The 24591-nt window shown below is 69.5% G+C and carries 20 protein-coding genes; 6 read left to right on the top strand and 14 right to left on the bottom strand.

From position 1 onward, the window contains the following. Nucleotides 1-10: 10 nt before the first annotated feature. Both L0984_RS15430 and L0984_RS15425 read right to left on the bottom strand, forming a co-directional pair. Nucleotides 11-622, bottom strand: coding sequence for a PilN domain-containing protein (locus tag L0984_RS15430; RefSeq protein WP_017757748.1), 612 nt, complete (start codon nt 620-622; stop codon nt 11-13). Then, entirely contained in the window at nt 619-1695 is a 1077-nt protein-coding gene (locus L0984_RS15425; protein ID WP_234194515.1) for a pilus assembly protein PilM, read from the bottom strand. The genes L0984_RS15430 and L0984_RS15425 overlap by 4 nt, the downstream gene beginning before the upstream one ends. A 245-nt stretch (nt 1696-1940) precedes the next feature. On the opposite strand from L0984_RS15425, the gene L0984_RS15420 reads away from it, so the two are divergent. After that, on the top strand, nt 1941-4355 hold the full coding sequence (locus tag L0984_RS15420) for a penicillin-binding protein 1A (RefSeq protein WP_370646008.1): 2415 nt from the start codon (nt 1941-1943) through the stop codon (nt 4353-4355). 64 nt (nt 4356-4419) lie between these two features. On the opposite strand, the gene cyaY is transcribed toward L0984_RS15420, so the two are convergent. Then, nucleotides 4420-4752: an iron donor protein CyaY gene (gene cyaY / locus L0984_RS15415; RefSeq protein WP_234194514.1), complete on the bottom strand. Its 333-nt coding sequence runs from the start codon at nt 4750-4752 to the stop codon at nt 4420-4422. Between the two features lie 55 nt (nt 4753-4807). On the opposite strand from cyaY, the gene lptM reads away from it, so the two are divergent. Together lptM and lysA are read left to right on the top strand one after the other, a co-directional pair. Continuing rightward, nucleotides 4808-5023, top strand: coding sequence for an LPS translocon maturation chaperone LptM (lptM, locus tag L0984_RS15410; protein WP_370646007.1), 216 nt, complete (start codon nt 4808-4810; stop codon nt 5021-5023). After that, on the top strand, nt 5020-6315 hold the full coding sequence (gene lysA, locus L0984_RS15405) for a diaminopimelate decarboxylase (protein ID WP_234194512.1): 1296 nt from the start codon (nt 5020-5022) through the stop codon (nt 6313-6315). Before lptM ends, lysA begins: the two co-directional genes overlap by 4 nt. Before the next feature lie 38 nt (nt 6316-6353). Here the strand turns inward: lysA and L0984_RS15400 are convergent, their stop codons facing one another. From L0984_RS15400 to L0984_RS15380, 5 genes are all read right to left on the bottom strand, one after another. Continuing rightward, nucleotides 6354-7031, bottom strand: a complete 678-nt coding sequence (locus L0984_RS15400; protein ID WP_234194511.1) for a sulfite oxidase heme-binding subunit YedZ — start codon at nt 7029-7031, stop codon at nt 6354-6356. Continuing rightward, on the bottom strand, nt 7031-8032 hold the full coding sequence (msrP, locus tag L0984_RS15395) for a protein-methionine-sulfoxide reductase catalytic subunit MsrP (protein ID WP_234194510.1): 1002 nt from the start codon (nt 8030-8032) through the stop codon (nt 7031-7033). Before msrP ends, L0984_RS15400 begins: the two co-directional genes overlap by 1 nt. A 166-nt stretch (nt 8033-8198) precedes the next feature. Further along, on the bottom strand, nt 8199-9530 hold the full coding sequence (gene ccsB / locus L0984_RS15390) for a c-type cytochrome biogenesis protein CcsB (RefSeq protein WP_234194509.1): 1332 nt from the start codon (nt 9528-9530) through the stop codon (nt 8199-8201). Next, on the bottom strand, nt 9527-11710 hold the full coding sequence (locus tag L0984_RS15385) for a cytochrome c biogenesis protein ResB (RefSeq protein WP_234194508.1): 2184 nt from the start codon (nt 11708-11710) through the stop codon (nt 9527-9529). Before L0984_RS15385 ends, ccsB begins: the two co-directional genes overlap by 4 nt. Nucleotides 11711-11822: 112 nt before the next feature. Then, nucleotides 11823-12482, bottom strand: coding sequence for a c-type cytochrome (locus L0984_RS15380; RefSeq protein ID WP_234194507.1), 660 nt, complete (start codon nt 12480-12482; stop codon nt 11823-11825). A 97-nt stretch (nt 12483-12579) separates the two neighbouring features. On the opposite strand from L0984_RS15380, the gene yihA reads away from it, so the two are divergent. After that, entirely contained in the window at nt 12580-13347 is a 768-nt protein-coding gene (gene yihA / locus L0984_RS15375; RefSeq protein ID WP_081682160.1) for a ribosome biogenesis GTP-binding protein YihA/YsxC, read from the top strand. Between the two features lie 55 nt (nt 13348-13402). Beyond that, nucleotides 13403-14317 carry an alpha/beta fold hydrolase gene (locus tag L0984_RS15370; RefSeq protein WP_234194506.1) on the top strand — a complete coding sequence of 305 codons (915 nt, stop codon included), beginning with the start codon at nt 13403-13405 and terminating at the stop codon, nt 14315-14317. Between the two features lie 84 nt (nt 14318-14401). On the opposite strand, the gene L0984_RS15365 is transcribed toward L0984_RS15370, so the two are convergent. Both L0984_RS15365 and L0984_RS15360 read right to left on the bottom strand, forming a co-directional pair. Then, complete coding sequence (locus L0984_RS15365; protein ID WP_234194505.1) at nt 14402-15277, bottom strand: LpxL/LpxP family acyltransferase; 876 nt, start codon at nt 15275-15277, stop codon at nt 14402-14404. Between the two features lie 127 nt (nt 15278-15404). Continuing rightward, nucleotides 15405-16277 carry a lysophospholipid acyltransferase family protein gene (locus L0984_RS15360; RefSeq protein WP_234194504.1) on the bottom strand — a complete coding sequence of 291 codons (873 nt, stop codon included), beginning with the start codon at nt 16275-16277 and terminating at the stop codon, nt 15405-15407. A gap of 207 nt (nt 16278-16484) precedes the next feature. On the opposite strand from L0984_RS15360, the gene metK reads away from it, so the two are divergent. Continuing rightward, nucleotides 16485-17666, top strand: coding sequence for a methionine adenosyltransferase (gene metK / locus L0984_RS15355; RefSeq protein ID WP_234194503.1), 1182 nt, complete (start codon nt 16485-16487; stop codon nt 17664-17666). A 1160-nt stretch (nt 17667-18826) separates the two neighbouring features. Here the strand turns inward: metK and L0984_RS15350 are convergent. The 4 genes from L0984_RS15350 to L0984_RS15335 all read right to left on the bottom strand — a co-directional run bounded on the left by L0984_RS15350 (nt 18827) and on the right by L0984_RS15335 (nt 24543). Continuing rightward, entirely contained in the window at nt 18827-19831 is a 1005-nt protein-coding gene (locus L0984_RS15350) for a Bug family tripartite tricarboxylate transporter substrate binding protein (protein ID WP_234194502.1), read from the bottom strand. Further along, nucleotides 19828-21516 (bottom strand): hydantoinase B/oxoprolinase family protein, encoded by a 1689-nt coding sequence (locus L0984_RS15345; RefSeq protein WP_234194501.1) that lies wholly within the window; start codon nt 21514-21516, stop codon nt 19828-19830. The genes L0984_RS15350 and L0984_RS15345 overlap by 4 nt, the downstream gene beginning before the upstream one ends. A gap of 151 nt (nt 21517-21667) precedes the next feature. Then, complete coding sequence (locus tag L0984_RS15340; RefSeq protein ID WP_234194500.1) at nt 21668-23308, bottom strand: hydantoinase/oxoprolinase family protein; 1641 nt, start codon at nt 23306-23308, stop codon at nt 21668-21670. Then, nucleotides 23305-24543, bottom strand: a complete 1239-nt coding sequence (locus L0984_RS15335; protein ID WP_234194499.1) for an NAD(P)/FAD-dependent oxidoreductase — start codon at nt 24541-24543, stop codon at nt 23305-23307. The genes L0984_RS15340 and L0984_RS15335 overlap by 4 nt, the downstream gene beginning before the upstream one ends. Nucleotides 24544-24591 lie beyond the last annotated feature (48 nt).

Here is a 24591-nt window from a genome sequence, read left to right as displayed (position 1 = left end):
GCTCGCCCTTTCAACCCTTGGTCGATGCCGCGGGCGCCGGCGACGTCGGCTTCTGGGCCTCCGTCGGACGGCGCACGCCCACGCGCATCGTGAAATTCGACACCCGGCGCTGATCCCGGGGACTGAGCGTGACCACGCCCGCAGTGATTTCCACCAGCTCGGGCTTGACCAGCCAGGGGCTGCTGTTGCCCAGGTTGCGCAGCAACTCCGAGACCCGCTCGTTGGACTGGGCGGCGCCCTGCAAGGTCACGGTCTGGTTTTCCTGGCGCATGCTGGTCAGGTAGACGCCGTCGGGCAGTTGCCGGACCAGCTCATTGAGCAGGTGCACCGGCAGGTTGCGGTCGGCCTGCAGGTCTTCGACCGACTTCTGGCGCGCGCGCAGCCCGGCGATTTCGCCCTGCAGCGTGGCGATCTCCTTGATCTCGGTGTCCAGCTTCTGGATCTCCGAACTCAGCAGCGCGTTGCGCGTCTGCTGGTCCAGGATCAGGGCCTGCAGGTACAGGAAGGCCACGCCGGCGATCAGGCCGCCGGCCAGGGCCGCGGCGCCCAGCGAGGCGTAGAAGTTCTCCTTGCGGCGCTTGCGGGCCGCCTCGCGGTGCGGCAGCAGGTTGATCAGGATCACTGCAGGAACCTCCGCATCGCCAGCCCGCAGGCCGTGAGGTAGGAGGCGGACTCGCGCTGGAGCCGCTTGGCACGCACGCCCGAATCGAACTCCATGCCCTCGAAAGGATTGAGCAGCGAGCAGGCGAAGGAGGTCTGGCGCGTCACCGCATGGGTGAGCCCGGGCAGCCCCGCGGAGCCGCCGGCCAGCAGCACGTAGTCCACGCGGTTGTGCGGCGTGCTGGTGAAGAAGAACTGCAGCGCCCGCGCGATCTCCTGCGCGATGCTGGCCACGAAGGGCTTGAGCACGGCGGATTCGTAGTCCTCGGGCAGGTCGCCGCTGCGCTTCTTGGCCTCGGCCTCCTCGGCCGAGAAACCGTACTGGCGGACGATCAGCTGGGTGAGCTGCGCGCCGCCGAAGGCCTGGTCGCGGTCGTACAGCACTTCGTCGTTGCGCAGCACCTGCATGCTGGTGGTGCTGGCTCCCACCTCGAACAGCGCGACGACGGCGTCGCGGCCCTGGGCGGGCAGCTGCTCGATCAGCCGCGCCGCGGCGAGCCGGGAGGCGAAGGACTCCACGTCCAGGATCACCGCCTTCAGGCCGGCCGCCTCGGCCAGGCCCTGGCGATCCTGCACCTTCTCCTTGCGGGAGGCGGCGATCAGCACCTCCACATCCTCGGGGCTGCCCGCGCTGGGGCCCATGACGCAGAAGTCGAGGCTGACCTCGTCCAGCGAGAAGGGGATGTATTGGTTGGCTTCGGACTCGACCTGGACCTCGAGCTCCGTTTCGCTCAGGCCGGCCGGCAGGATCACCTTCTTGGTGATCACGGCCGACGGCGGCAGCGCCAGGGCGGCGTTCTTCGTTCTGGCGCCGCTCTTGCGGACGGCCCGACGGACGGCTTCGGCCACCTCGTCGAACTTCTCGACGTTGCCGTCAGTGATCCAGCCACGCTCCAGGGGCTCGATCGCGCATCGCAGAAGCACCAGCTTGCCTGCGGGGTTGCGCTCGAGTTCCACCAGCTTCACGCTGGACGAAGAGACGTCCAGACCCAGAAGAGGCGGCGGCTGTCGACGAAAAAGTGATCCAAGGGCCATCGGAGGACGCTCAGCCGTTCACGTGCTTGTAACACTTGGCAAGAAATGCGTGTGAATAGATGCTATCAGCGCAACACCCCCCGCACCAACAGCCGCCGTCGGCTTTTTTTAACGAAATTGCATTAGTTGTTAAAAGAATACGAAGCCAGACCCCCGCATCCTCAACCCAAAGTAACGATCAGTGTAACCAGGGGTGAGAAGCGACCCGGTTTTTATAATCCGCGGCCCCAAGAGCCTCTCGCCCCATGCCCCCCTCCTCACGCGCGCCGGCGCCCTCCCCCCGAGAAGACAAGGCCCAGAAGCGCCCGCCCGGGCCCGCCTGGCTGCGTTGGACCACGCGCATCCTCCTGTGGATGCTGGGCATTGCGGGTGCCGCCGTCGCCAGCGCGCTGCTGGTGGGGGCGGTCGCCCTCGCCGTCGCCTATCCCAACCTGCCGGACGTCTCGGAGCTCGCCGACTACCGGCCCAAGCTGCCGCTGCGCGTCTTCTCCGCGGAAGGCATCCAGATCGGCGAGTTCGGCGAGGAGCGCCGCAACCTCACGCCCATCGCCACCGTGCCCAAGGTGATGAAGGAGGCGGTGCTGGCGGCGGAAGATGCCCGCTTCTACGACCACGGCGGGGTGGACTACAAGGGCGTGATCCGCGCCGGCCTGGCCAACCTCAACCGGGTGAAGAGCCAGGGCGCATCGACCATCTCCATGCAGGTGGCGCGCAACGTCTACCTCAGCTCCGAGAAGACGCTCACCCGCAAGATCTACGAGATCCTGCTGGCCTTCAAGCTGGAGCATCAGCTCAGCAAGGACCAGATCCTCGAGATCTACCTGAACCAGATCTACCTGGGCAACCGCTCCTACGGCTTCGCGGCGGCCTCCGAGTCGTACTTCGGCAAGCCGCTGCAGGACATCACCATCGCCGAGGCCGCCATGCTGGCCGGGCTGCCCAAGGCACCGGGCGCCAACAACCCGGTCAACAACCCCTCCCGCGCGCGGGCGCGCCAGCTGTACGTCGTCGACCGCATGGTCGAGGCCGGCTTCATCACCGAGGCACAGGCCAAGGAGGCCCGCGCCGAGCGGCTGCACCTGCGCAACGCCAACGACCCGGACCGCCTGCATGCCGAATACGTGGCCGAGACGGTCCGCCAGCTGATGTACGCGCAGTACGGCGACAGCACCTACACCCGCGGGCTCAAGGTCTACACCTCGCTGGTTGCCTCGCAGCAATCGGCGGCCTACAGCGCCCTGCGCCGCGGCATCATGGACTACGAGCGGCGGCAGATCTACCGCGGCCCCGAGAAGTTCATCGACCTGCCGAGTGACCCCAAGGAGCTCGACGAGGCCGTTGACGACGTCCTGGCCGAGCATCCCGACAACGGCGACGTGATGTCGGCCGTGGTGCTCAAGGCCAGTCCCAAGGAAGTGACCGCCATCCGTGCCAGCGGCGAAGAACTGCAGATCACCGGCGAAGGCCTGCGCCCGGCCCAGTCGGGCCTGTCGGACAAGGCGGCGCCCAACGTGCGCATCCGCCGCGGCGCCGTCATCCGCGTCGCCAAGACGGCCAAGGGGGCCTGGGAGATCACGCAGCTGCCCGAGGTGGAAGGCGCCTTCGTGGCCATGGATCCACGCGACGGCGCCATCAAGGCGATGGTGGGCGGCTTCGACTTCGGCAAGAACAAGTTCAACCACGTCACGCAGGCGTGGCGGCAACCAGGCTCCAGCTTCAAGCCCTTCATCTACTCGGCCGCGCTGGAAAAGGGCTTCATGCCCAGCACCGTGGTCAACGACGGGCCGCTGTTCTTCGATGCCGGCACCACCGGCGGCCAGCCCTGGGAACCGAAGAACTACGACGGCAACTTCGAGGGCCCGATGCCGCTGCGCCGGGCGCTGATGAAGTCCAAGAACATGGTGTCGATCCGTGTGCTGCAGTCCATCGGTACCCGCTACGCGCAGGACTGGATCACCAACTTCGGCTTCGAACGCGAGAAGCACCCGGCCTACCTGCCGATGGCGCTGGGCGCCGGCTCGGTCACGCCGATGCAGATGGCGGCGGCCTATTCGGTGTTCGCCAATGGCGGCTACCGCGTGAATCCCTACCTGATCACCCGCATCACCGACCACAAGGACCGGGTGCTGGTGGACGTGCAGCCGCCGCTGCGCGGGGAGACCTCGCGCGCCATTCCCCAGCGCAATGCCTACATCATGGACAGCCTGCTGCAGTCCGTGGCCAGCGGCGGCACCGCGGCCAAGGCCCAGGCCACGCTCAAGCGCGTCGACCTCTACGGCAAGACCGGCACCACCAACGATTCGCTGGACGCCTGGTTCGCCGGCTTCCAGCCCACGCTCACCGCCGTGGTGTGGATGGGCTACGACACGCCCCGAAAGCTGGGCGACCGCGAGACGGGCGGCGGCCTGAGCCTGCCGATCTGGATCAGCTTCATGCAGACCGCCCTCAAGGGCGTGCCGGTGAGCGAGATCCAGGCGCCGCCGGGGGTGGTCAACATCGGTGGCGAGGTCTACTACGACGACTACACGCCCGGCCGGGCCGTGAGCACCCTGGGCGTCGAGCCCGTGACGGTGCCAGGCATCGACGGCAGCAACCACCCGGCCGGCGCCCCCTCGGGCGGCGAAGAGCGCAACCGGATCCTCGACCTGTTCCGCAACTAGGCCGGCGGCCGCGGGCTTCCCGGCTGCCCCGACGCGGCCGGAGGCCCGCCGGGGCGCCTGCGGCTCAGCCCGCCTTGAAGCCCAAGGGCTCGCCCGCCTGCAGGCTGCACTCCTGCGACAACCGGGCAAAGAGCTCCTCGCCGGTCTTGGTGTCCACCCACTGCTGCCCGTCGTGGCGGAAGTGGTAGCCGCCGGTGCGGGCCGCCAGCCAGATCTCGTGCAGCGGCGGCTGCAGGTTCACCACCACCTGGCTGCGGTTGGCGAAGGTCAGCGTGATCATGCCGCCGACCCGCTGGTTGTCGATGTCCGCGTCGGTGTTCTCGTTGATCTGGTCGCAGCATCGTTCGATGGCTGCCAGGGCGGATTCCGCGAGATCGAGGTACTGGGCGTCGGTCATGACTGGATAAAATTTCGCGATGTTGAATGCTCGGCAAATTCTAGTGAGCGCCCCCTTGCGCCACCTCGCCAAGGCCTTTGCGCTCGCGGCCCTTGCCGCCTTGTCGGCCTGTGGCCAGCGGGGCGCGCTCTACCTGCCGACCGAGCCCGCCGCCGCCCAGCGCGCCACCCTGCCGCAGGTGCTCACCGGCTCCGGCAACAAGGCCGCGCCCACACCTGCCGACGCCGCCAGCGCACCGGCCTCCACCTCGGCTCCCGCTTCCCGTCCATGACCGCCTCTCCCGCTTCCACCGGCACCGTGCTGCCGGGCCAACCCCATATTGCCCGCGAGGACGGCACGCTGCGTGTCGAGCAGGCCGACCTGCAGGCGCTCGCGCGCGAACATGGGACGCCGCTGTTCGTCTATTCCAAGCAGTGGATGCTCGATGCGCTCGCCGCCTACCGCCGCGGCTTCGAAGGCCGCGACGCGCTGGTCTGCTATGCGATGAAGGCCAACTCCTCGCTGGGCGTGCTGCGCGTCTTCGCCGAAGCCGGCTGCGGTTTCGACATCGTCTCCGGGGGCGAACTGGCCCGCGTGCTGGCGGCAGGCGCCGATGCGCGCAAGGTGATCTTCTCCGGCGTAGGCAAGACCCGCGCCGAGATGCGCCAAGCCCTGGACGCCGGCATCGCCTGCTTCAACGTCGAGAGCGAAGCCGAACTCGACGTGCTGAGCGACGTCGCCGTGGCCGCCGGCAAGCGCGCGCCGGTCAGCCTGCGCATCAATCCCAACGTCGACGCAAAGACGCATCCGTACATCTCCACCGGCCTCAAGGGCAACAAGTTCGGCATCGCGCACGACCGCGCGGTCGAGGTCTACCGGCATGCCACATCGCTGCCTGGCCTGACCGTCGTCGGCATCGACTGCCACATCGGCTCGCAGATCACCGAGGCCTCCCCCTACCTGGACGCGCTGGAGCGCGTGCTCGATTTGGTGCAGGCCATCGAGGCCCAGGACATCCGGCTGCAGCACCTGGACTTCGGCGGCGGCCTGGGCATCGACTACAACGGCGACACGCCGCCTGCGGCCGATGCGCTGTGGCAGCAGCTGCTGGCCCGGCTGGACGCCCGCGGCTTCGGTGACCGCAAGCTGGTCATCGAGCCGGGCCGATCACTGGTGGGCAACGCCGGCGTCTGCCTGACCGAGGTGCTCTACACCAAGCCCGGCGAAGAGAAGAACTTCTGCATCGTCGATGCAGCCATGAACGACCTGCCCAGGCCTGCCATGTACGAGGCCTTCCACCGCATCGAACCGGTGGTGCTGAAGGCGGATGCCGAGCCGGTGCGCTACGACGTGGTCGGCCCGGTGTGCGAAAGCGGCGACTGGTTGGGCCGCGACCGCGACCTCGCTGTGCAGTCCGGCGACCTGCTCGCGGTGCTCTCGGCTGGGGCCTATTGCATGAGCATGGCCAGCAACTACAACACCCGCGGCCGCGCGGCCGAAGTGCTGGTCAGTGGCACCGAGGCCCGACTCATCCGCCGGCGCGAGACGGTGGAAGACCAGTTGCGCACAGAGCAACTGCTTTGACATGACGAAGGCGGCCCAGGCCGCCTTCTTTCATTGTGCTACGGCGCGGCGCTTGCTCTGCGCGTGGCAACGGCATGCCACACGCGCCAGCCCAGCAACACCGCGATGACGACCGCGTAGATGCCGACTTCGCCGAAGTTGTTCTTGCCAGCCCGCATCCAGAAGAAGTGCAGCAGCCCCAGCCCGGCGCACAGGTAGACCAGGCGATGCAGCCGCTGCCAGCGCTTGCCGCCCAGGGCCTTGATCGCGCGGTTGAAGGAGGTGGCGGCCAGCAGCGTCAGCAGCACGAAGGCCGCGAAGCCCACGAGGATGAAGGGCCGCTTGGGAATGTCCGCCACGATGGCCGGCAGGTCGAAGCCCATGTCGAACCACGAGTAGCACAGCAGGTGCACCACCACGTAGAAGTAGGCGAAGAGCCCCAGCATGCGGCGCCAGCGCGCGATCGCGGTGAGCCTGGCCATGACGCGCAGCGGCGTCACGGCCAGCACGATGCAGAGAAAGCGCAGGGCCCAGTCGCCCGTGGCACGCAGCAGGTACTCCGCCGGATTGGCACCGAGCTGGTCGGCCACGGCGCCATAGAGCAGCCACGCGAAGGGCAGCAGGCACAGCACGAACACCGCCGGCTTGGCGGCCGGCTGCATCAGCAGCCGGTTGAGCCCGTGACCGCCCGCGGGCCGGGCTGTCGGCCTGCGGCCCGCCTGTGCAGCCGTCGCCATCAGTAGAACTTCTTCAGGTCCATGCCCGCATAGAGCTGGCCGACCTGCGCCTCGTAGCCATTGAACATCAACGTCTTACGCCGCTTGGCGAACAGGCCGCCAGGCTCGCCGATGCGGCGCTCGGTGGCCTGGCTCCAGCGCGGATGGTCCACCTCGGGATTCACGTTGGAATAGAAGCCGTATTCGTTGGCCGCCGCCTTGTTCCAGGCCGTTCCCGGCTCCTTCTCGACGAAGCGGATCTTGACGATGGACTTGGCCGACTTGAAGCCGTATTTCCAGGGCACCACGATGCGCACCGGCGCGCCGTTCTGGTTGGGCAGCACCTCGCCGTACATGCCGAAGGTCAGCAGCGTCAGCGGATGCATGGCCTCATCCATGCGCAGGCCCTCGGCATAGGGCCAATCGAGCACGCGCGAGCCGACAAAGGGCATGGTCTTCGGGTCGGCCAGCGTCACGAACTCCACGTACTTGGCATTGCCCTGAGGCTCCACGCGCTTGATCAGCTCGGCCAGCGAATAGCCGACCCACGGGATCACCATCGACCAGCCCTCGACGCAGCGCAGGCGGTAGACCCGCTCTTCCTGCGCGGAAAGCTTGAGCAAGTCCTCGATGCCGTACTTGCCGGGCTTCTTGACCAGGCCCTCGACCTCGACCGTCCACGGCCGGGTCTTGAGGGTGTGGGCGTTCCTGGCCGGGTCGGCCTTGTCGGTGCCGAACTCGTAGAAGTTGTTGTAGGTGGTCGCGTCCTTGTAGTCGGTGACCTTTTCCATCACCTGCGCGCCCGGCACGCTGGACTTGGCACCCGGCAAGGGCGCCAGCTTGCCGCCGGAGTTCTGGGCCTGCGCCATCGCCTCGCGGCCGGCCCAGCCGGCCAGGGCCGCACCGGCGGCGCCGGTCGCCATCAGGCGCAGGAGCTGCCGGCGCTGCTCGTACACCGCGCGCGGCGTGATTTCGCTGGAGATGGGATGAACGAAGCCGTCATCGCGGGAACGGATCAGCATGGGGGAGCCCTTTCGCAGGCGGTGGGACACAGGTGGACCCTGAGGAGTTCGGTGCCCACGTCCATTTGGTTACGCAGGTGGGCTCCACCTGGATTTCAGTCTGCCCCAAAAGCCCTGCCCCCGCCGCGGGTGGGGCTGCGCCGGCACGCGGGCCGGCGGTCGTGGCCTACAGCGTGCCGTAGCTGTGCAGGCCCGACAGGAACATGTTGACGCCCAGGAAGGCGAAGGTGGTCACCGCCAGGCCCACCAGCGCCCACCATGAAGCGACCGTGCCCCGCAGGCCCTTGACCAGCCGCATGTGCAGCCAGGCCGCGTAGTTGAGCCAGACGATCAGCGCCCAGGTCTCCTTCGGGTCCCAGCTCCAGTAGCCGCCCCAGGCGTCGGCGGCCCACAGCGCGCCCAGCACCGTGGCGATGGTGAAGAAGGCGAAGCCGACGGCGATGGCCTTGTACATCACGTCGTCCAGCACCTCGAAGGCCGGCAGGCGGGCGGCGATGCGGCGACGGCCCAGCAGGATGCCGGCCGCGATCAGCGCCGAGATGAGCGCATAGCCCACCCAGTAGCTGCCGCCCGCCTCGGCCACACCACGCTGGCGGAAGGCAATGGGCACGAAGCACAGCGCCGCGCCCAGCAGCCAGATGGGTGTCAGGCGCCACCAGCGGGTCTCGGCCGCCTGCTGCTTGATGAGGTACGCGAAGGCCACCATCGCGGCCAAAGAGAAGGTGCCATAGCCGATGAAGTTGGCGGGCACATGCAGCTTCATCCACCAACTCTGCAGCGCGGGCACCAGCGGCTGGATCTCGTGCGCGCCGCGCACCAGCGTGTACCAGAGCAGGAAGCCCACCGCCGCGCTCACCACCAGCATGACGAAGGCGCCGAGGGCGCGGGTGCGGTAGCGCTCCTCGTAGTAGAGGTAGAAGGCTGCCGTCATCCAGCAGAAGAGCACGAAGACCTCGTAGAGGTTGCTCACCGGGATGTGGCCGATGTCGGGGCCGATCTGGTGGCTCTCATACCAGCGCACCATGGTGCCGATCAGCGCCATGGTCACCGCCGCCCAGGCCAGGCGCGAGCCGATGCGCTCCATGGCGCAGGATTGGCCGCTGGCAAAGAAGCCCAGCCAGTAGAAGACGGTGCTCATGAAAAAGAGCACGCTCATCCACAGGATGGCCGACTGGCTGGAGATGAAGTATTTGAGCCAGAACACGGTGTCGGCCCGCGCCAGGTCGCCCTGGTAGCTCACGATGGCCAGCACCGAGGCGGCGGCCACCACGATGCCGAGCCGCTGCAGCGGACGCCAGAACCAGCCCAGCCACACCAGCGCCGGCAGCGTGCCGAGCAGGATGGCCTTTTCGTACCCGTCCATCGCGCCGTGATAGCGCGCCAACGCGAACAACCCGCCCGCCAGCACGAAGGCGGCAAACAACCAGTCGGTCAGGCTGCGGCGGGAGAACCAGCCTTCGTTGAGGCTCAGCGTGGTGGTGCTGGTGACGGTGTTCATCGGGATGGTGTCTCCGCAGAAGAAGGCGTGTCGGCCGGGGACAGGCCCAGCAGGCGCTCGCGCAGGCGGTGGAATTCCTTGTCGGTGTCCAGGCCGCGGCGGTTGACCGAGAGGGCCATCGACGCCTCGGCGCCGGTTCCGTCGGCACGGGGCGCCAGCCACACCCACAGCCGCCGCTCGCGGACGTAGAGCATGGCAAAAATGCCCACGATCAGCAACAGGCAGCCCAGGTAGACCACGCTCTTGCCCGGCGCGCGGGCCACCTGGAAGACGCTGGCCTGCACCTGCGTGAAGTCGGTGAGCATGAGCGCCACGGGCGCCGGGTAGAAGGCGGCGTCGCTCAGCGAGAGCACGGCCTGCGTGAGCCAGGCCTGCGATTTGTCGTCGTGCGGCAGGGGTGCCTGGCCGGCCTGCGTGCGGCTCAGGTTGAGCAGTTCGAACAGCACGTCGTTGACCACGCGCACCAGGATCTGCCCAGCGCGCTCGCGCTCGGCCTCGGGCACCTGCTGGTCGATGAATTCGGCAATCGCCTGCCAGCCGGAGGCATTGCCCCCATCCGCACGCGCCGTGCCGCCCTGCAGTTGCTCGGCGCCGGCAAACAGGCCGATGGCCCGCAGCGCCGAGGCGCGCAGTTGCTGCGCCTGCTCCGGACGGTCGGGACCGATGGCCTGGGCGACGTAGCGATCCACGGCCTGGGCGCGCACGGCGGGATCGGCCAGCGCCTCGCGCAGGCGGGTGAAGCCGGCCAGCCCCATCTCGTCGTCGGCGGGCACGCGCAGGTAGCGGAAGGGCTGGTCGGGTTGCTCGCGCACGCCGAGCAGGAAGACCGGCGGCGCGCCCTCTTCCATCACCGTGGGCACCATGTAGTTCTGGTATTCGCGCGCCTGGCCGGCGGCGTCTCGCAGCTTGTAGCCGATGCTCGGGCCGATGTTGCGCAACTCCTTGGGCTTGTCCACCTTGTGGGCCGCGCCCAGGCGCGATTCGAGGCTGCCGACCAGGTCCACCTTGCGCACGTCGGCGCCGCTGCCGCCGTTGGCACCGGCGAAATTCTCGACGTTGATCACGCGCAGCGCGGTGTATTCGAGCGTGAGCTTGTCCTTGCCGTTGGTCAGCTCGGTGCTGGTGCCGATGGTGCCCTCGACCTCGAAGGGCTTGGCCGCCGCGCCCATGGGCACGGCGCGCAGCTTCACGCGCGAGCCGCCATCGTCGAAGCTGGACTGGTAGATCTCGACACCCTTCCAGCTGGCCGGGTGGTTGACCTCGATGCGCGCGTTCTTCGTCTCGCCGGTGGCGCGGTCGTGCAGCACCACCTCGCTGGCGAAGAGCTTGGGCATGCCGGTCGCGTAGTAGTCGACGATGAACTTCTTGAGCTCGATGGCGAAGGGCAGCTCCTGCAGCAACACGCCATCGGCCTGGTTGAGGATGGCCACCGAGGACTGCGCGCCCTCGGGCACCAGGATGTTGCCGCGGAAGGTCGGGTTGGTCGGCGCCAGGCGGTGCTGTGCGGGCACGTCGGCGATCATGCCGCCGCCGGTGTAGACCGACTTGCCGCCCAGCCAGGTCTGCGCGCGCACGATCAGGTCGCCGTCGAGCAGGCCGCCCAGGCAGATCAGCACGATGGCGCCGTGGGCGGCGATGTAGCCCAGCTTGTTGGCGCCGCCCGCACGGGCCGCCACCATCCAGCCCGCCGGTGCGCCGGTCGTCTCGCGCTTCTGCAGCTTGACCTTCCAGCCGCCCCCCACCAGCTGCTGGCCGATGCGGTTGGCGGCGGCGTCGGGCGACTCGGCCAGCACCGTCTCGGCGCGCAGGCCGAAGGCCTTCAGGCCCTGCACGCGCAGGTCTTCCTTGTAGCTGCGCAGGTCGCTCATGATGCGCGGCGTGTTGCGCGCGATGCACAGCGAGGTGCTGACCACCAGGAAGGCCAGGATCAGCAGGAACCACCAGGCGCTGTAGATGGTGTCCAGCCGCGCGCTGCGGAACACCTGCGCCCAGAAGGGCCCGAACTGGTTGATGTAGTTGTTGATCGGCTCCTGCTGCTTGAGCACGGTGCCGATGACCGAGGCGATGCAGATGACCGTCAGCAGCGCGATGGCAAAACGCATCGACGACAGCAGTTCCACGGCAGCGCGCAGGGCCTGCGAGCCGGTTCGAAGGCGAAGGCCGTGGGTGGAGACGCTCATGACGGAAGGCAGCGGTGGACAGGAAAAAGGGCGGGCGATCCCAGGGATCGGCCCGCCCTTGTGGAGTTGGATTGTCGGCGGTTGGTTCTGCGGTTTTTTGACTTGCGTCGAATCAACGCAAGCCAGCGATGTAGTCGGCGACGGCCTTGATCTCGCGGTCGTTCATCTTGGCGGCCACGCCGGTCATCTGCGGGCTGTTGGTGCGGATGCCGTCGCGGAAGGCCTTGAGCTGGCCTTCGGTGTAGTCGGAATGCTGGCCGCCCAGGCGCGGATACTGCGCGGGGATGCCGGCACCGGTGGGGCTGTGGCAGCCGGCGCACGCAGGCACCTGACGATCGGCGATGCCGCCGCGGTAGATGCGCTCGCCCAGCACGACCAGGTCCTTCTCCTTGGCGAAGCCGGGCTTGACCGTCTTGCTGCCCAGGAACCAGGCGATGTCGCGCATGTCCTGCTCGCTCAGGTTGGCCACCATGGGCTGCATGATCGGGCTCTTGCGCTTGCCGGACTTGAACTCGTGCAGCTGCTTGAGGAGGTATTCGGGATGCTGCTGGGCCAGCTTGGGATTCGCCGCGATGGCCGAATTGCCGTCGGCGTTGTGGCACGAGGCGCAGGCGACGCCGTTGGGCGGCGCTGTCGTGAAGAGCGTGTCGCCCTTGGCCGGATCCGGCTTGGCGGGCTTGGCCGCAGCGGCCGGAGCATCTGCCGCCATGGCCGTTCCCCCCAGAACGGATCCCAGCACGGCAGCAAGCAGATAAGGCGCGAACAACTTCATATCGTGGGCTTCTTCTCTCGTACGCTGACTGGCGCAAAACCGGGCAATTCTACAATCGCGCTCCCTTTCCACGGCCTCCTTGAGAACCCTGTACCGAATGGATCAAACTTTTCCGCCCTCTCCTGCGGATGACGCGGCCGACGCCGCAGCGGCACCCGCCAGCGGATCGGCGGAGAACGCCAGTCCGCCCGCCTCCACCGTCCCTGCGACGCCTGCACCCGCCGCCAGCTTCGCCGAGCGCTCGCGCACGGCCCTGGGCTGGATGCACACCGCCCACTTCCTGCTCAGCTCGCCGCGGCTGGACACCCTGCCCCCGCTGGGCCTGCCCGAGATCGCCTTCGTGGGCCGCTCCAACGCCGGCAAGTCCACCGCCATCAACACGCTGACGCAGCAGAAGCGGCTGGCCTTCGCTTCCAAGACGCCCGGCCGCACGCAGCACATCAACCTGTTCGGCGTGGGCAAAGGCCAGGTCGACGATGCCGTGCTGGCCGACCTGCCCGGCTACGGCTATGCGGCCGTGCCGCGCGAGGCCAAGCTGCGCTGGCAGCGCGTCATGGGCAACTACCTGATGACGCGCGAGCAACTTTCGGGCGTGGTGCTGATGTGCGACCCGCGCCTGGGCATGACCGAGCTGGACGAGGTGCTGCTGGAAGTGATCCGCCCGCGCGTCGAACAGGGGCTGAACTTCCTGGTGCTGCTGACCAAGGCCGACAAGCTCACGCGGGCCGAGGCCAACAAGGCGCTGTCGATTGCGCGACTGCAGGCCGGCGGCGGCGAGGTCAGACTCTTCTCCGCCCTCAAGAAGCAGGGTGTGGACGAAGCGGCCGAGATCATCTGGCGCTGGACGCACCCCGACGCCGGCTGACGCGAGTTGCCCCGCACGCACGCGTCTTCCGACCCACACCCAGGAGACATGTGCGATGACCGACATCCAGACCTTCGAGCGCGCGCTGCCGCATGGCATCACGCTCAGCTGCCGCGCGGCCGGCGAGCCCGGCCGGCCGCTGATGCTCTTCCTCCACGGCTTTCCGGAGGCGGCCTTCATCTGGGATCCGCTGCTGGCGCATTTCGCCCGGCCCGAGAACGGCGGCTATCGCTGTGTGGCGCCCAACCTGCGGGGCTTCGAGCGCTCCAGCGCGCCGGCGGAAGTCGAGGCCTACCAGGCCCACCGCCTGATGCAGGACCTGCGCGCCCTGGCCGACAGCGAAGCGGACGGTGGAAAGATCGACACGCTGGTCGCGCACGACTGGGGCGGCGCCTTCGGCTGGGGCATGGCCAACGCGATGCCCGAGCGCGTGGGCCGGCTGGTGATCATCAATTCGCCCCATGCCGGCACCTTCGCACGCGAGCTGAAGAACAGCCCCGAGCAGCAGGAAGCCAGCGCCTACATGAACTGGCTGGCGCGCCCGGGCAGCGAGGAGGTGCTGGCGCGCGACGACTTCGCGCGGCTCTTCGGCATGCTGTCGTCCATGCATGCCGGTGCCGGCAATGCCGACTGGCTCACCGAGGACGTGAAGGCGCAGTACCGCGACGTGTGGTCAAAGGGTCTCGTGGGCGCCTGCAACCTCTACCGCGTTACGCCGCTCAAGCCCGGCACCGACATTCCCGACATCCCGCGCGAGCGCGTGACGGTGGACATCCCGACCCTGGTGCTCTGGGGCATGGCCGACATCGCCTTGCGCCCCGGCCTGCTCGATGGCCTGGAGGACTATGTGCCCCAGTTGGAGATCGAGCGCCTGGAAGGCGCCACGCACTGGGTGGTGCACGAGCAGCCGGAACTGGTGATGGCGCGCATCGACGCCTTCATCCGGCGCCATCCGCGCCTGAGAGGCTGAGCACCAGCGGGTGCGCGAATGGGGTCCAGTTGACCCGACACCGTTCGGGCTGAGCCTGTCGAAGCCTGGAAGCGGCCTTCCCCTCTAGTACACCGAAGGCTCGCCGGGCGGCCGCGTCTTGAAGCGCCGGTGCACCCAGTAGTACTGCGCGGGCATCGTGCGGATCCACTCGGCCAGCTGCGCATTCATGCGCGCCGTGTCCGCGATGGCGTCATGGGTCGGAAAGTCCTGCCAGGACGGCAGCACCTCGATCTCGTAGCCATCCTTGGTCAGCCGCGACAGCACCGGCACCACCTTGGCCCGCGCCAGCCGCGAGAAGCGCGAGAGCGAGGGCGTGGTCGCGGCCAGCGTGTGGAAGAAGGGCACGAACTCGGTGTGCGCCGGGCCGAAGTCCATGTCGGGCAGCAGGTACAAGAGGCCTCCGCGGCGCAGGTTGGCCACGATCTGCTTCACGCCGTCCATGCGGTGCAGCACCGTCACGTTGCCGAAGCGGGTGCGGCCCTGGCGGGTCCATTCGTCCATCACCGGGTCGCGCTGCGTGGTGTAGATGGTGGTGGACTGCTTGGGCGTGTGCATGGTCAGCCGCGTCGCTGCGGCGTCCAGCCCGTAGAAATGCGGCGCGAACAGGATGGTGGGCTGATCGCCCACGTCGATCTCGTCCAGCGCGCCCTTGAGCGTCACGCGCTGGCGGATCACCTCGGCGGGCGCATGCCAGAGCCAGGCGCGGTCGAACCAGGCCTGGGCGACGTACACGAAGGTCTGGCGCGCGATGCGGCGCCGTTCCTCGGGCGTCTTCTCGGGGAAGCACAGGGCCAGGTTGACGTCCACCACATGGCGACGCGGCTTGGCGAGCGCATGCAGCACCGGCCCGAGCGCGGCGCCCAGGCCGCGCACCACCGGCAGCGGCAGGTGGGCCAGGGCGCGCATGAAGCCGATGCCCAGGCGGGCCGAGAAACTCACAGCGAAACCCTCCGTGCTGCGCACTGCGCGTGCGAGCGCCTTCGGAGCGGCCGGGCGGCGAGCACTGTCAAAACCCTCCGTGCTACGCACTGCGGGTGCGAGCGCCTTCGGAGCGGCCGGGCGGCGCTCATCGCGCCGTCTCCATCTCGGCGCGCGGCGCCTTGTAGCGGGCATAGTCCCAGACGTATTGGCCAGGCAGGCTCAGGATCAGTTGCTCGATGCCTTGGTTCATGGCGGTGGCGGCCTCTTCGGGGGAGGCTTTGGGATCGGCAAGGGCGGGCGCATCCAGCGGCTGCAGGCGCACGGCATAGCCACGGCCGCGCGGCAGCCGCTCGCACACGCCCAGGAAGACCTGGGCGCCGGTCAGCTGCGCGAGGCGCGGCACGAGGGTCATGGTGTAGGCCGGCCGGCCGAAGAAGGGCGCCCACACGCCCTGCCCCGTCGGCGGCACCTGATCGGGCAGGATGCCGGTGTAACCGCCCTTCTTGAGCGCACGCATCAGCCCGCGCACGCCCGACACGTCGGTGGGCAGCATGTGCAGGCCGGGCCGGTCGCGCGAACCTTCCATCAGCGCCGCCATCCACGGCTTGCGCGGCGGACGGAACAGCGCGGTGATGGGCCCATGGCTGGCCAGGAAGCGCTCGCCCAGGGCCTGGCCCAGCAACTCCCAGCAACCCAGGTGCGGAGAGATGACGATGGCGCCGCGGCCGGAGGCCAACGCGGCGCCCAGGGCCTCGTCGCCCGTCCACTGGCGCACCCGGGGCAGCACGCTCTCGCCCGCCGGGCGGGCCCAGAGCCAGGGCAGTTCGGCGGCCATGCGGCCCGCGGCAGCGATGGCCGGGCGCCATTGCTCGGGCGCTAGTCCGGCCTGCGCCGCGTTCTCGCGGAAGCGCCGCCGATAGTCCGGTGCCAACGCCCAGACCAGCCAGCCCAGCAGCCCGCCGAGCGCATGCATCAGCGGCAACGGCGCACGGGCAAGCAGACGAAACAACGCGATCATCAGGTGTTGTCGGACAAACGGGTGGGTGGAAAACCGACGCGCGGCTCAGCGGGCTGAGACCGGCATGAATAGAATCGAAATTGTCGCCGAGTTACAGGACTACTTGCAGGGCGACGTTAAACCCAACTGCTAAAGCGTTCGCCAGAGACTCCCGAGGGTGCCGGCAAACGCCCGGTCCGCATCCTTCATGCAGGAGTTTTCTCGAACATGGCGAACGACTTTCTCTTCACTTCCGAATCGGTGTCCGAGGGCCATCCGGACAAGGTGGCCGACCAGATCTCGGACGCGATCCTCGATGCCATCTTCGAACAGGACCCGCGCTCGCGCGTGGCCGCCGAGACGCTGACGAACACCGGCCTCGTGGTGCTGGCCGGCGAGATCACCACCAACGCGCACGTCGACTACATCCAGGTCGCGCGCGACACGATCAAGCGCATCGGCTACGACAACACCGACTACGGCATCGACTACAAGGGCTGCGCGGTCATGGTCTGCTACGACAAGCAGTCCAACGACATCGCCCAGGGCGTGGACCATGCCAGCGACGACCACCTGAACACCGGCGCCGGCGACCAGGGCCTGATGTTCGGCTATGCCTGCGACGAGACGCCCGAGCTGATGCCCGCGCCGATCTACTACGCCCACCGCCTGGTGGAGCGCCAGGCCCAGCTGCGCAAGGACGGCCGCCTGCCCTTCCTGCGTCCCGACGCCAAGAGCCAGGTCACGATGCGCTACGTGGACGGCAAGCCGCACAGCATCGACACCGTGGTGCTGTCGACGCAGCACCACCCCGACCAGAGCGAGACCGCCACCAAGATGAAGGCCAGCTTCATCGAGGCGGTGATCGAGGAGATCATCAAGCCGGTGCTGCCCAAGGAGTGGCTCAAGGAGACTCGCTACCTGATCAACCCCACCGGCCGTTTCGTCATCGGCGGTCCGCAGGGCGACTGTGGCCTGACCGGCCGCAAGATCATCGTGGACACCTACGGCGGCGCCTGCCCGCACGGTGGCGGCGCCTTCTCGGGCAAGGACCCGTCGAAGGTGGACCGCTCGGCCGCCTACGCGGCCCGCTACGTGGCCAAGAACGTGGTGGCCGCGGGCCTGGCGCGCCAGTGCCAGGTGCAGGTGGCCTATGCCATCGGCGTGGCCAAGCCGATGAACATCACGGTCTACACCGAAGGCACGGGCGTGATCCCCGACGACAAGATCGCGGCGCTGGTGAACGAGCACTTCGACCTGCGTCCGAAGGGCATCATCCAGATGCTGGATCTGCTTCGTCCGATCTACACCAAGACCGCCGCCTACGGCCACTTCGGCCGTGAGGAGCCGGAGTTCACGTGGGAGCGCACGGACAAGGCGGCGGCGCTGAAGGCGGCTGCGGGGCTGTGATCCGGTTCCTCCGCTGAGTGAGTGACGGGGCTCTTCGGGGCCCCGTTTTGTTTTGGGGCGTTCTGCCTCAGGCCGTTCGGCTGCTGGGCAGGCGGCCTTTGGCTCATGGGGGCAACGCGGCACTCGCCGCTCGCCACTCGCACGCACGATGCGAGGGCATTCGCAGGGGACGCGCGCCGGGTCGGAGGACCGTTGTCTCCGCGGGGACGCCCGGCGGGAGCGGCCCCCAGGGCGCAGCCGATGTGCGTGCCCCTCGCTGAACGCTCGGGGTCCCCTGCGGTGCTCGCCTGGCGAGTGCGTGGCGCAACTCGCTGCGCGCTGACGCGCTCCGCTCGGACAAGCGCCACGAGTCAGTCACGGCCGGTGCGCGATGCTCGCGCACCTCACTCGCCAGGCTGCGCGCCTCGGCACGCCCAACGGCCGCGCCCTGGGGGCCGCTCCCGCCGGGCTTGGGAATGATCGACGGGTGTTGGCCTTGGTCAGGTTCCAAGGGGCCCATCCGCGTGCTTACGCAATCAGTACGCTTGCCCAGCCGCTGAGTCAATCAACCCGTCCGCCCTGAGTCCATCAACCCGTTCGCCCTGAGCTTGTCGAAGGGCGTTGATCCCCACGTGCCCTGGCTTCGACAAGCTCAGCCCGAACGGTTGTTGGGTGAGCCGACCTGCGCTTTTCAGCCCGAACGGCTGTTGGGTGAATGGGTCTGCGTGGTCTTCGAGGACGCCAAAGGGAAGTACCACGCCCGATCACCCTGGAGCCAGCCCCGGCCCGCCCGGCCGACTCGCCCTCAGGATGCGCCGAGGCGCGCAGCCGGATGAGCGAGGCCCGCGGTCCCCGCGGGCCGGTCGTGACTGACTCGCGGCGTTTGTTTGAGCGGAGCTGCCGGCAGGCAGCGCAGCGAGTTACGCCGCGCGCTCATCCGGCGAGCACCGCAGGTTCCGCGAGCGTTCAGCGAGCGGCGCAGCCTGTGGGCGAGTCGGCCGGGCGGGCCGGGGCTGGCGGAGCGTCCAGCGCACGGAAACAACACTCAACAGAAGCATCTACCGACGCAGGGGGATGGACCACATCCAGCGCAAAGGCATCGCCATGCCACGCGCATCCCACCCCGTCGTCAGCGTAGATCGACCGTCACGCGCCCACCAACACCGCGCCCGCACCAAAGCTCAATCCGCCCGCGCCCCCGAGTACTTCACGATCGGCGTCCACTTCTTCACCTCGGCCTCGATCAGCGCCTTGAAGGCCGCCGGCGTCGTGCCCTCGACGATGAAACCGCGTGAGGCGAAGTACTCGCGCACCTCGGGCGAGCGCACGGCCTTGTTCACCTCGGCACTCAGCTTCTCAACGATATCGGACGGCGTGCCGGCCGGCGCGAACAGGCCCTGCCACGACAAGGCCTCGAAGCCCTTGAGGCCGGCCTCGTCCAGCGTCGGTACATCCGGCAGCATCGGGTGCCGCGTCTTCGACGTGACGGCCAGGGCCCGCAGCTTGCCGGCCTGGATCTGCGGCAGCAGCACCAGCACGTCACCGAAGGTGGCCTGGATCTGCCCGCTCATCAGGTCGGTCAGCATGCCCGCGCTGCCACGGTAAGGGATGTGGACCATCGACACGCCCGCGGCCTGCTTGTACATCTCGCCCGTCAGGTGCATCGAGGTGCCGTTGCCGGCCGAGCCGTAGCTCAGCCCGCCCGGCTTCGACTTGGCCAGCGCCAGGAACTCCTGCGCCGTGCGCACCTTTACGTCGGGATTCACGGCCAGAACGAGCGGCGCGCTCACCACCATCGAGACGGGCGCGAAGTCCTTCACCACGTCGTAGGGCAGCTTGGCGTACAGCGCCTGCGCGATGGCATTGCTGCCGGTCACGCCCATCAGCAGCGTGTAGCCGTCGGGCGCGGACTTGGCCACGTAGTCGGCGCCCACGGTGCCACCGGCACCGGCGCGGTTGTCCACCACCACCGGCTGGCCCCAGGCACTGGCCAGCTTGTCGCCGATGCGCCGCGCCAGCACGTCGGTGCTGCCGCCGGGCGGAAAGGGCACGACGATGTGGATGGGCTTGTTCGGATATGCCGCCTGCGCCTGTCCGAGGGCCGGTGCCAGCAGCGCACCGGCCGCAAGGGCCGTTACCAGGGCCAGGCCGGCGCGGCGGCGAAGAAGGAAGGACGGTCGGTTCATGGGCACTCCTGGCGTGGGTCGGGATGGAAGGAAGACGACGGGGAAGGCGATGAAGAAGCAGACGGCGGCGACGGGACGCCGGCAGCCGCTGCATCCGCGGCCACCGCCCCCCAGCCGCCACCGCCCGCGGTCTCGATGAGCAGCCGGTCGCCGGCCTGCCAGCGAACGCGGCTGCGCGCGGCCAGCGGCTGCACACGCCCGTCAACATGCAGAAGGCGTGCCGAGGCACTCGCGCCCGCGCCGCCGCCCTGGGCGCCGCGGGCCTGGCTGCGGTGGCGCTCGCCGCGGTAGGCGATCCAGCCCTCGCCATCGAGCAGCAGGTACTCGCGCCGCACGCCGTCGCCACCGGCCTGCGCGCCCGCACCGCCGGAGCCGCGGCGGATGGCGTACTGCAGCACGCGCACCGGCGCCTCGGCCTCGATCACCTCGATGGGCGTGTTGCGGGCATTGCCCACGTCGGTGGAGACACCCGCGCGCCCCGGTGCCGTGGCGCTGGCGCCCGCGCCGCTGGCGATGATCTCGGTGAACATCCAGCGCCGGCCGTCGCCGCGCGTGCCACTGAGCGCGAGCACCGTGGCCACGCCGGCATGCGGGGCCACGCCCTCGCCCTGCGCGCCCGTGGCCTGCGCCCAGGCGCCGAGGATGGCGTTGCAGGCCAGCTTGACCGTCGCCGTGCGGGCATTGACGGCCGCCGGCCAGTCCGGATTGACCACGCTGCCGGGCGGCAGCCTCAGCGTGAGCGGCGCCAGGCAGCCCGCGTTGTTGGGCGCCTGCGGCGCCAGCGTGCGCATGAAGAACAGCGCCGCCGACAGCATCGCCGCGGCGGAGGCGTTGAGCGGTCCGCGCACCTGCGGCGCGCTGCCCTCGAAGTCGAGCGTGATCGCTTCGCCCTGCTTGTGCAGCCGCACGGCGATGGCGATGGGCTCGGCACCCTCGCCGTCGCCATCGAGCGCGTCGTGCCAGTGCCACTCGCCATCGGGCACGGCGGCCAGTGCAGCGCGGGTCATGTCGGCGGACTGGGCGAGCAATGCCTCGCACACCGCTGCGAAGCGCTCGCCCGTGTGGCGGGCGATCTGCCGCAGTTCGCGCGCGCCCTGGGCCAGCGCCGTCCACTGCGCCTCCAGGTCGCCGCGAAGGTTGGCCGGTGTACGGGTGTTGGCGGCCAGGATGGCGTCGATGTCCGGCAGCACGCCCGCCGCATCGCGCCAGCGCACGGGCGGCAGGCGCAGGCCTTCCTGATGGATCTCGGTCGCGTCGGGCGGGATGGAGCCCGGCGCCATGCCGCCCACGTCCTGATGGTGCAGGCTGGTGGCCGCCAGGGCGATCAGTTCGCGACCATCGAAGACGGGATGCACCAGCGCGATGTCCGGCAGGTGCGTGCCGCCCGACCACGGGTCGTTGAGCAGGTAGACATCGCCGTTGCGCATGGCGCCGGCCGGAAAGCGCGCCAGCACCCCGGCCACGGCCGGGATCAGCGAGCCCAGCAGCAACGGCAGCGAACGGGCCTGAGCCAGCAGCCGCCCGTCGGGCAGGAACAGCGCCGCCGCACAGTCGCCGCCCTCGCGGGCGATGGAGGACACGGCGGCGCGCATCATGGCCGACTGCATGCGGTCGGCCGCACCCTGCAGGGCCAGGCGCAGGGGCTCCATGCGCAGCGCGATGGCGGGGTCGGCGTGCGGCGTCATCGGGTGGCACCTTCTGCACAGGCAGCGAGACGAGGTCTTGCCCCCTCTCCCGCGAGGGGAGAGGGGCGGCTGCGGCACTCCCGGGCGAACGAAAGGGTGCGCTCGCGGCACTGGCCGGTGAACGCTGAAAAGCGGGTGCAGCGCGGCGATCTCATGACGACACCGCCAGCAGCAGGCTGCCATCGCCCTCGATCCGCCAGCGCCAGCCGGCCGGCACCCACACCGTGGTCATGGGCGCGAACAGCGCGGCCGGACCATGGCCCTCCGGCGCGATGCCGGCCCAGGCGTCAGTCGTCGTGCGCAGAGGCGTCGCGGCCACTTCCTCTGGCCCGCGCACCATGCCCAGCGCCGCCATCACGCCCGCCTGCGGCAGCACGCGCACGGCGGCCATGCCGGCGAGCGCGGCGACCTCCGCCGCATGCTGCGCGCCGCCGCCGCCCACGGCCACGAGCAGCGCGTCCGCCGGATCCAGGCCCCGCTGGAAAGCATGGGTCTTGAGCGCCTCGGCCATGTGCGCGGCAGCCGCCTGCACCACGGCCTCGGCCGCTTCGGCGAGCGGCAGGCCCAGCGGCACGGCCACGTCGCGCGCGAGCGCGGCCTCGGCGGCACGGCAGTCCAGCGTCAGTCCGCCCGCCAACCGATCAGGCAGGCGGCCGAGCACGCACAGTGCATCGCTCAGCGTCGCTAAGGTGCCGCCCTGCCCATAAGCCGCCGGCCCCGGCCAGGCGCCCTGCGAGCGCGGGCCGATGCGAAGCGCCGCACCCGCCAGCACCTGCAGCACGCTGCCACCGCCGACGGCGATGGAGGCGATGTCCACGCAGCGCTGGCGGATGCCCAGCCCGCCGCATTCCAGCGATTCGGCGAAGGCGGGCTCGCCGCCGTGCAGCAGCCCGATGTCGGCGCTGGTGCCACCCACGTCCAGCGTGAGCACGGCGCCGCGCCGGGAGCCTTCGTCCAGGCAGGCCGCCACGCCGCGCAGGGCGGCGCAGGGGCCGGACATCGCCAGCCCGATCGGCCGCGCGGCCAGCTCCTGCCAGGGCCGGACCGTGCCTTCGGAATGCATGAGCATCGCTGCAGGCAACCGGCGGGCGGAGAGCGCCTCGGCCAGCGCCCGCAGGTAGCCGGCCGCCAGCGGCTTGGCGTAGGCATCCAGCGCGGTGGTGAGCCCGCGCTCGAATTCGCGCGGCGCCGGGTCGACCTCGTGCGAGAGCGAGACGTGCAGATGCGGCAGGCGCGCCCGCAGCAGCTCGCCGACCTGCTGTTCATGCGAAGGGTTGCAGTGCGCGAACAGCAGGCAGACCGCCACCGCCTGCACGCTCGCGGCCGCGATGGCGTCTGCGGCGGCGTCGAGCGCCGTCAGGTCCAGCGGCTCGACCTCGATGCCCTCGGCGTCGATGCGCCCGCCGATCTCGAAGCGCAGCGGCTGCGGAAAGAGCGCCGCCTCGGGCACCGCTGGCGCGACCACGGGCTCGTAGAGCGCACGCCGGTCCTGCCGGGCCAGCACCGGCACGTCGCCGAAGCCACGCGTCAACAGCAGGGCGACCGGCGGCTCGTCCCGCTCCAGCAGCAGGTTGGTGATGACGGTGGAACCATGCACCACCCGGCCTACTTCCTCGGGCGCGATGCCGGCCTCGGCACACAGCCGGTCCAGCGCCTCCACCACCGGCTCGGCCAGCCGCCGGCCCGCACGCGGATGCTTGATCGCCACGCTGCGGCCGTCCTCGTGCAGCGCCACGGCATCGACGAAGGTGCCGCCCATGTCCACGCCCAGCGACCAGGGCGCGACGCTCACCGGAAGCGCTCCGCGGAGAAGGGCGCCAGGTCCACCTGCGTGGGCCGTCCGGTCACCAGGTGGGCGATCTCGCGGCCGGTGGTGGCGCCCATGCACATGCCCATGTGGCCGTGGCCGAAGGCCAGCCAGGCGTTGTCGGCACCACGGGCCGGGCCGACCACGGGCAGGCTGTCGGGCATGCAGGGCCGGTGCCCCATCCAGCGGCTGAAGGCCGAGGTGTCGAGGTGAGGAAAGAGCTGCCGGCCTTGCGCCAGCAGCGCGTCGGCGCGCGCCATGTTGGGCTCGGCGGCCAGGCCCGCGAATTCCACCGTGCCCGCCAGCCGCAGGCCCATGGCCATGGGGTTGACCATCAGGTTGTGCTCCACCGCCATCACGGTGTGGCGCAACTGCAGGTTGGAACTCTGCACGGTGACGTGGTAACCCCGCTGGGTCTCCAGCATCACCGGGCTGCCCAGCGCGGCGGCGAGCCGGCCGGACCAGGCACCCGCGGCCACCACCACGCCATCGACGGGCAGCGGCTCGCCCTCGTCCAGCTGCAGGGCCGTGACGTGCCCGCCCTGCCGCTCGAAGCCGGTGACGCGACGGCGCAGGTGCGTGGCGCCATCGGCCAGGCATTGGGCATGCAGCGCCTTCACAAGGGCAGAAGGATCGGAAGTGGAGCCGTTTTCCGGCGCCAGGATGCCGAAGCGGAAGCGCCCCTTGAGGTCCGGCTCCAGCGCCTCCAGCTCGTCCTGCTCCACGTCGCGCATCTGCACGCCGAGCGAACGGCGCAGCTTCATGCCCCAGGCCCACTGCGCCGCCGTCTCGCGCGAGGAAAAGACATACAGGCAGCCGCTGCGCCGCACCAGATGCTGCGCCTGGGCATGGTCGAGCAGCGGCGCATAGCTGTCGAAGATGGGTGCCAGCAGCGTGCGTAGCGCGGTGGCGATGCGCGTGACCTCCTCGCGCGAGGAATGCCGCAGCATCCGCAGCAGCCAGGGCAGCACCACCGGCGCATAGGCCCAGCGCACCGTCAGCGGCCCCAGCGGGTCGAGCAGCCAGCGCGGCACCTTCTTCCACATGCCGGGCATGCCCACGGGCAGGCAGGCGCTGGGCGAGAGCGAGCCGGCATTGCCAAACGAGCAGGCCTCGCCGGCGTCGAGGGGGTCGACGAAGGTGATGCGATGGCCGTCGCGCTGCAGCCAGGCGGCGGTGCAGCTGCCCACGATTCCGGTTCCGATGACGGCGATGTGCATGGGCCGGCATTCTGGAAAGCTTGTCGGCCATCAAGCCAGCCAATTCTT

The organism is Pseudacidovorax sp. NFM-22, from assembly GCF_021401245.1.
GTDB lineage: Bacteria > Pseudomonadota > Gammaproteobacteria > Burkholderiales > Burkholderiaceae_C > Xenophilus.
The sequence above is the reverse complement of the archived record's forward strand: the minus strand, read 5'-3'. Positions and strand labels throughout refer to the sequence as shown.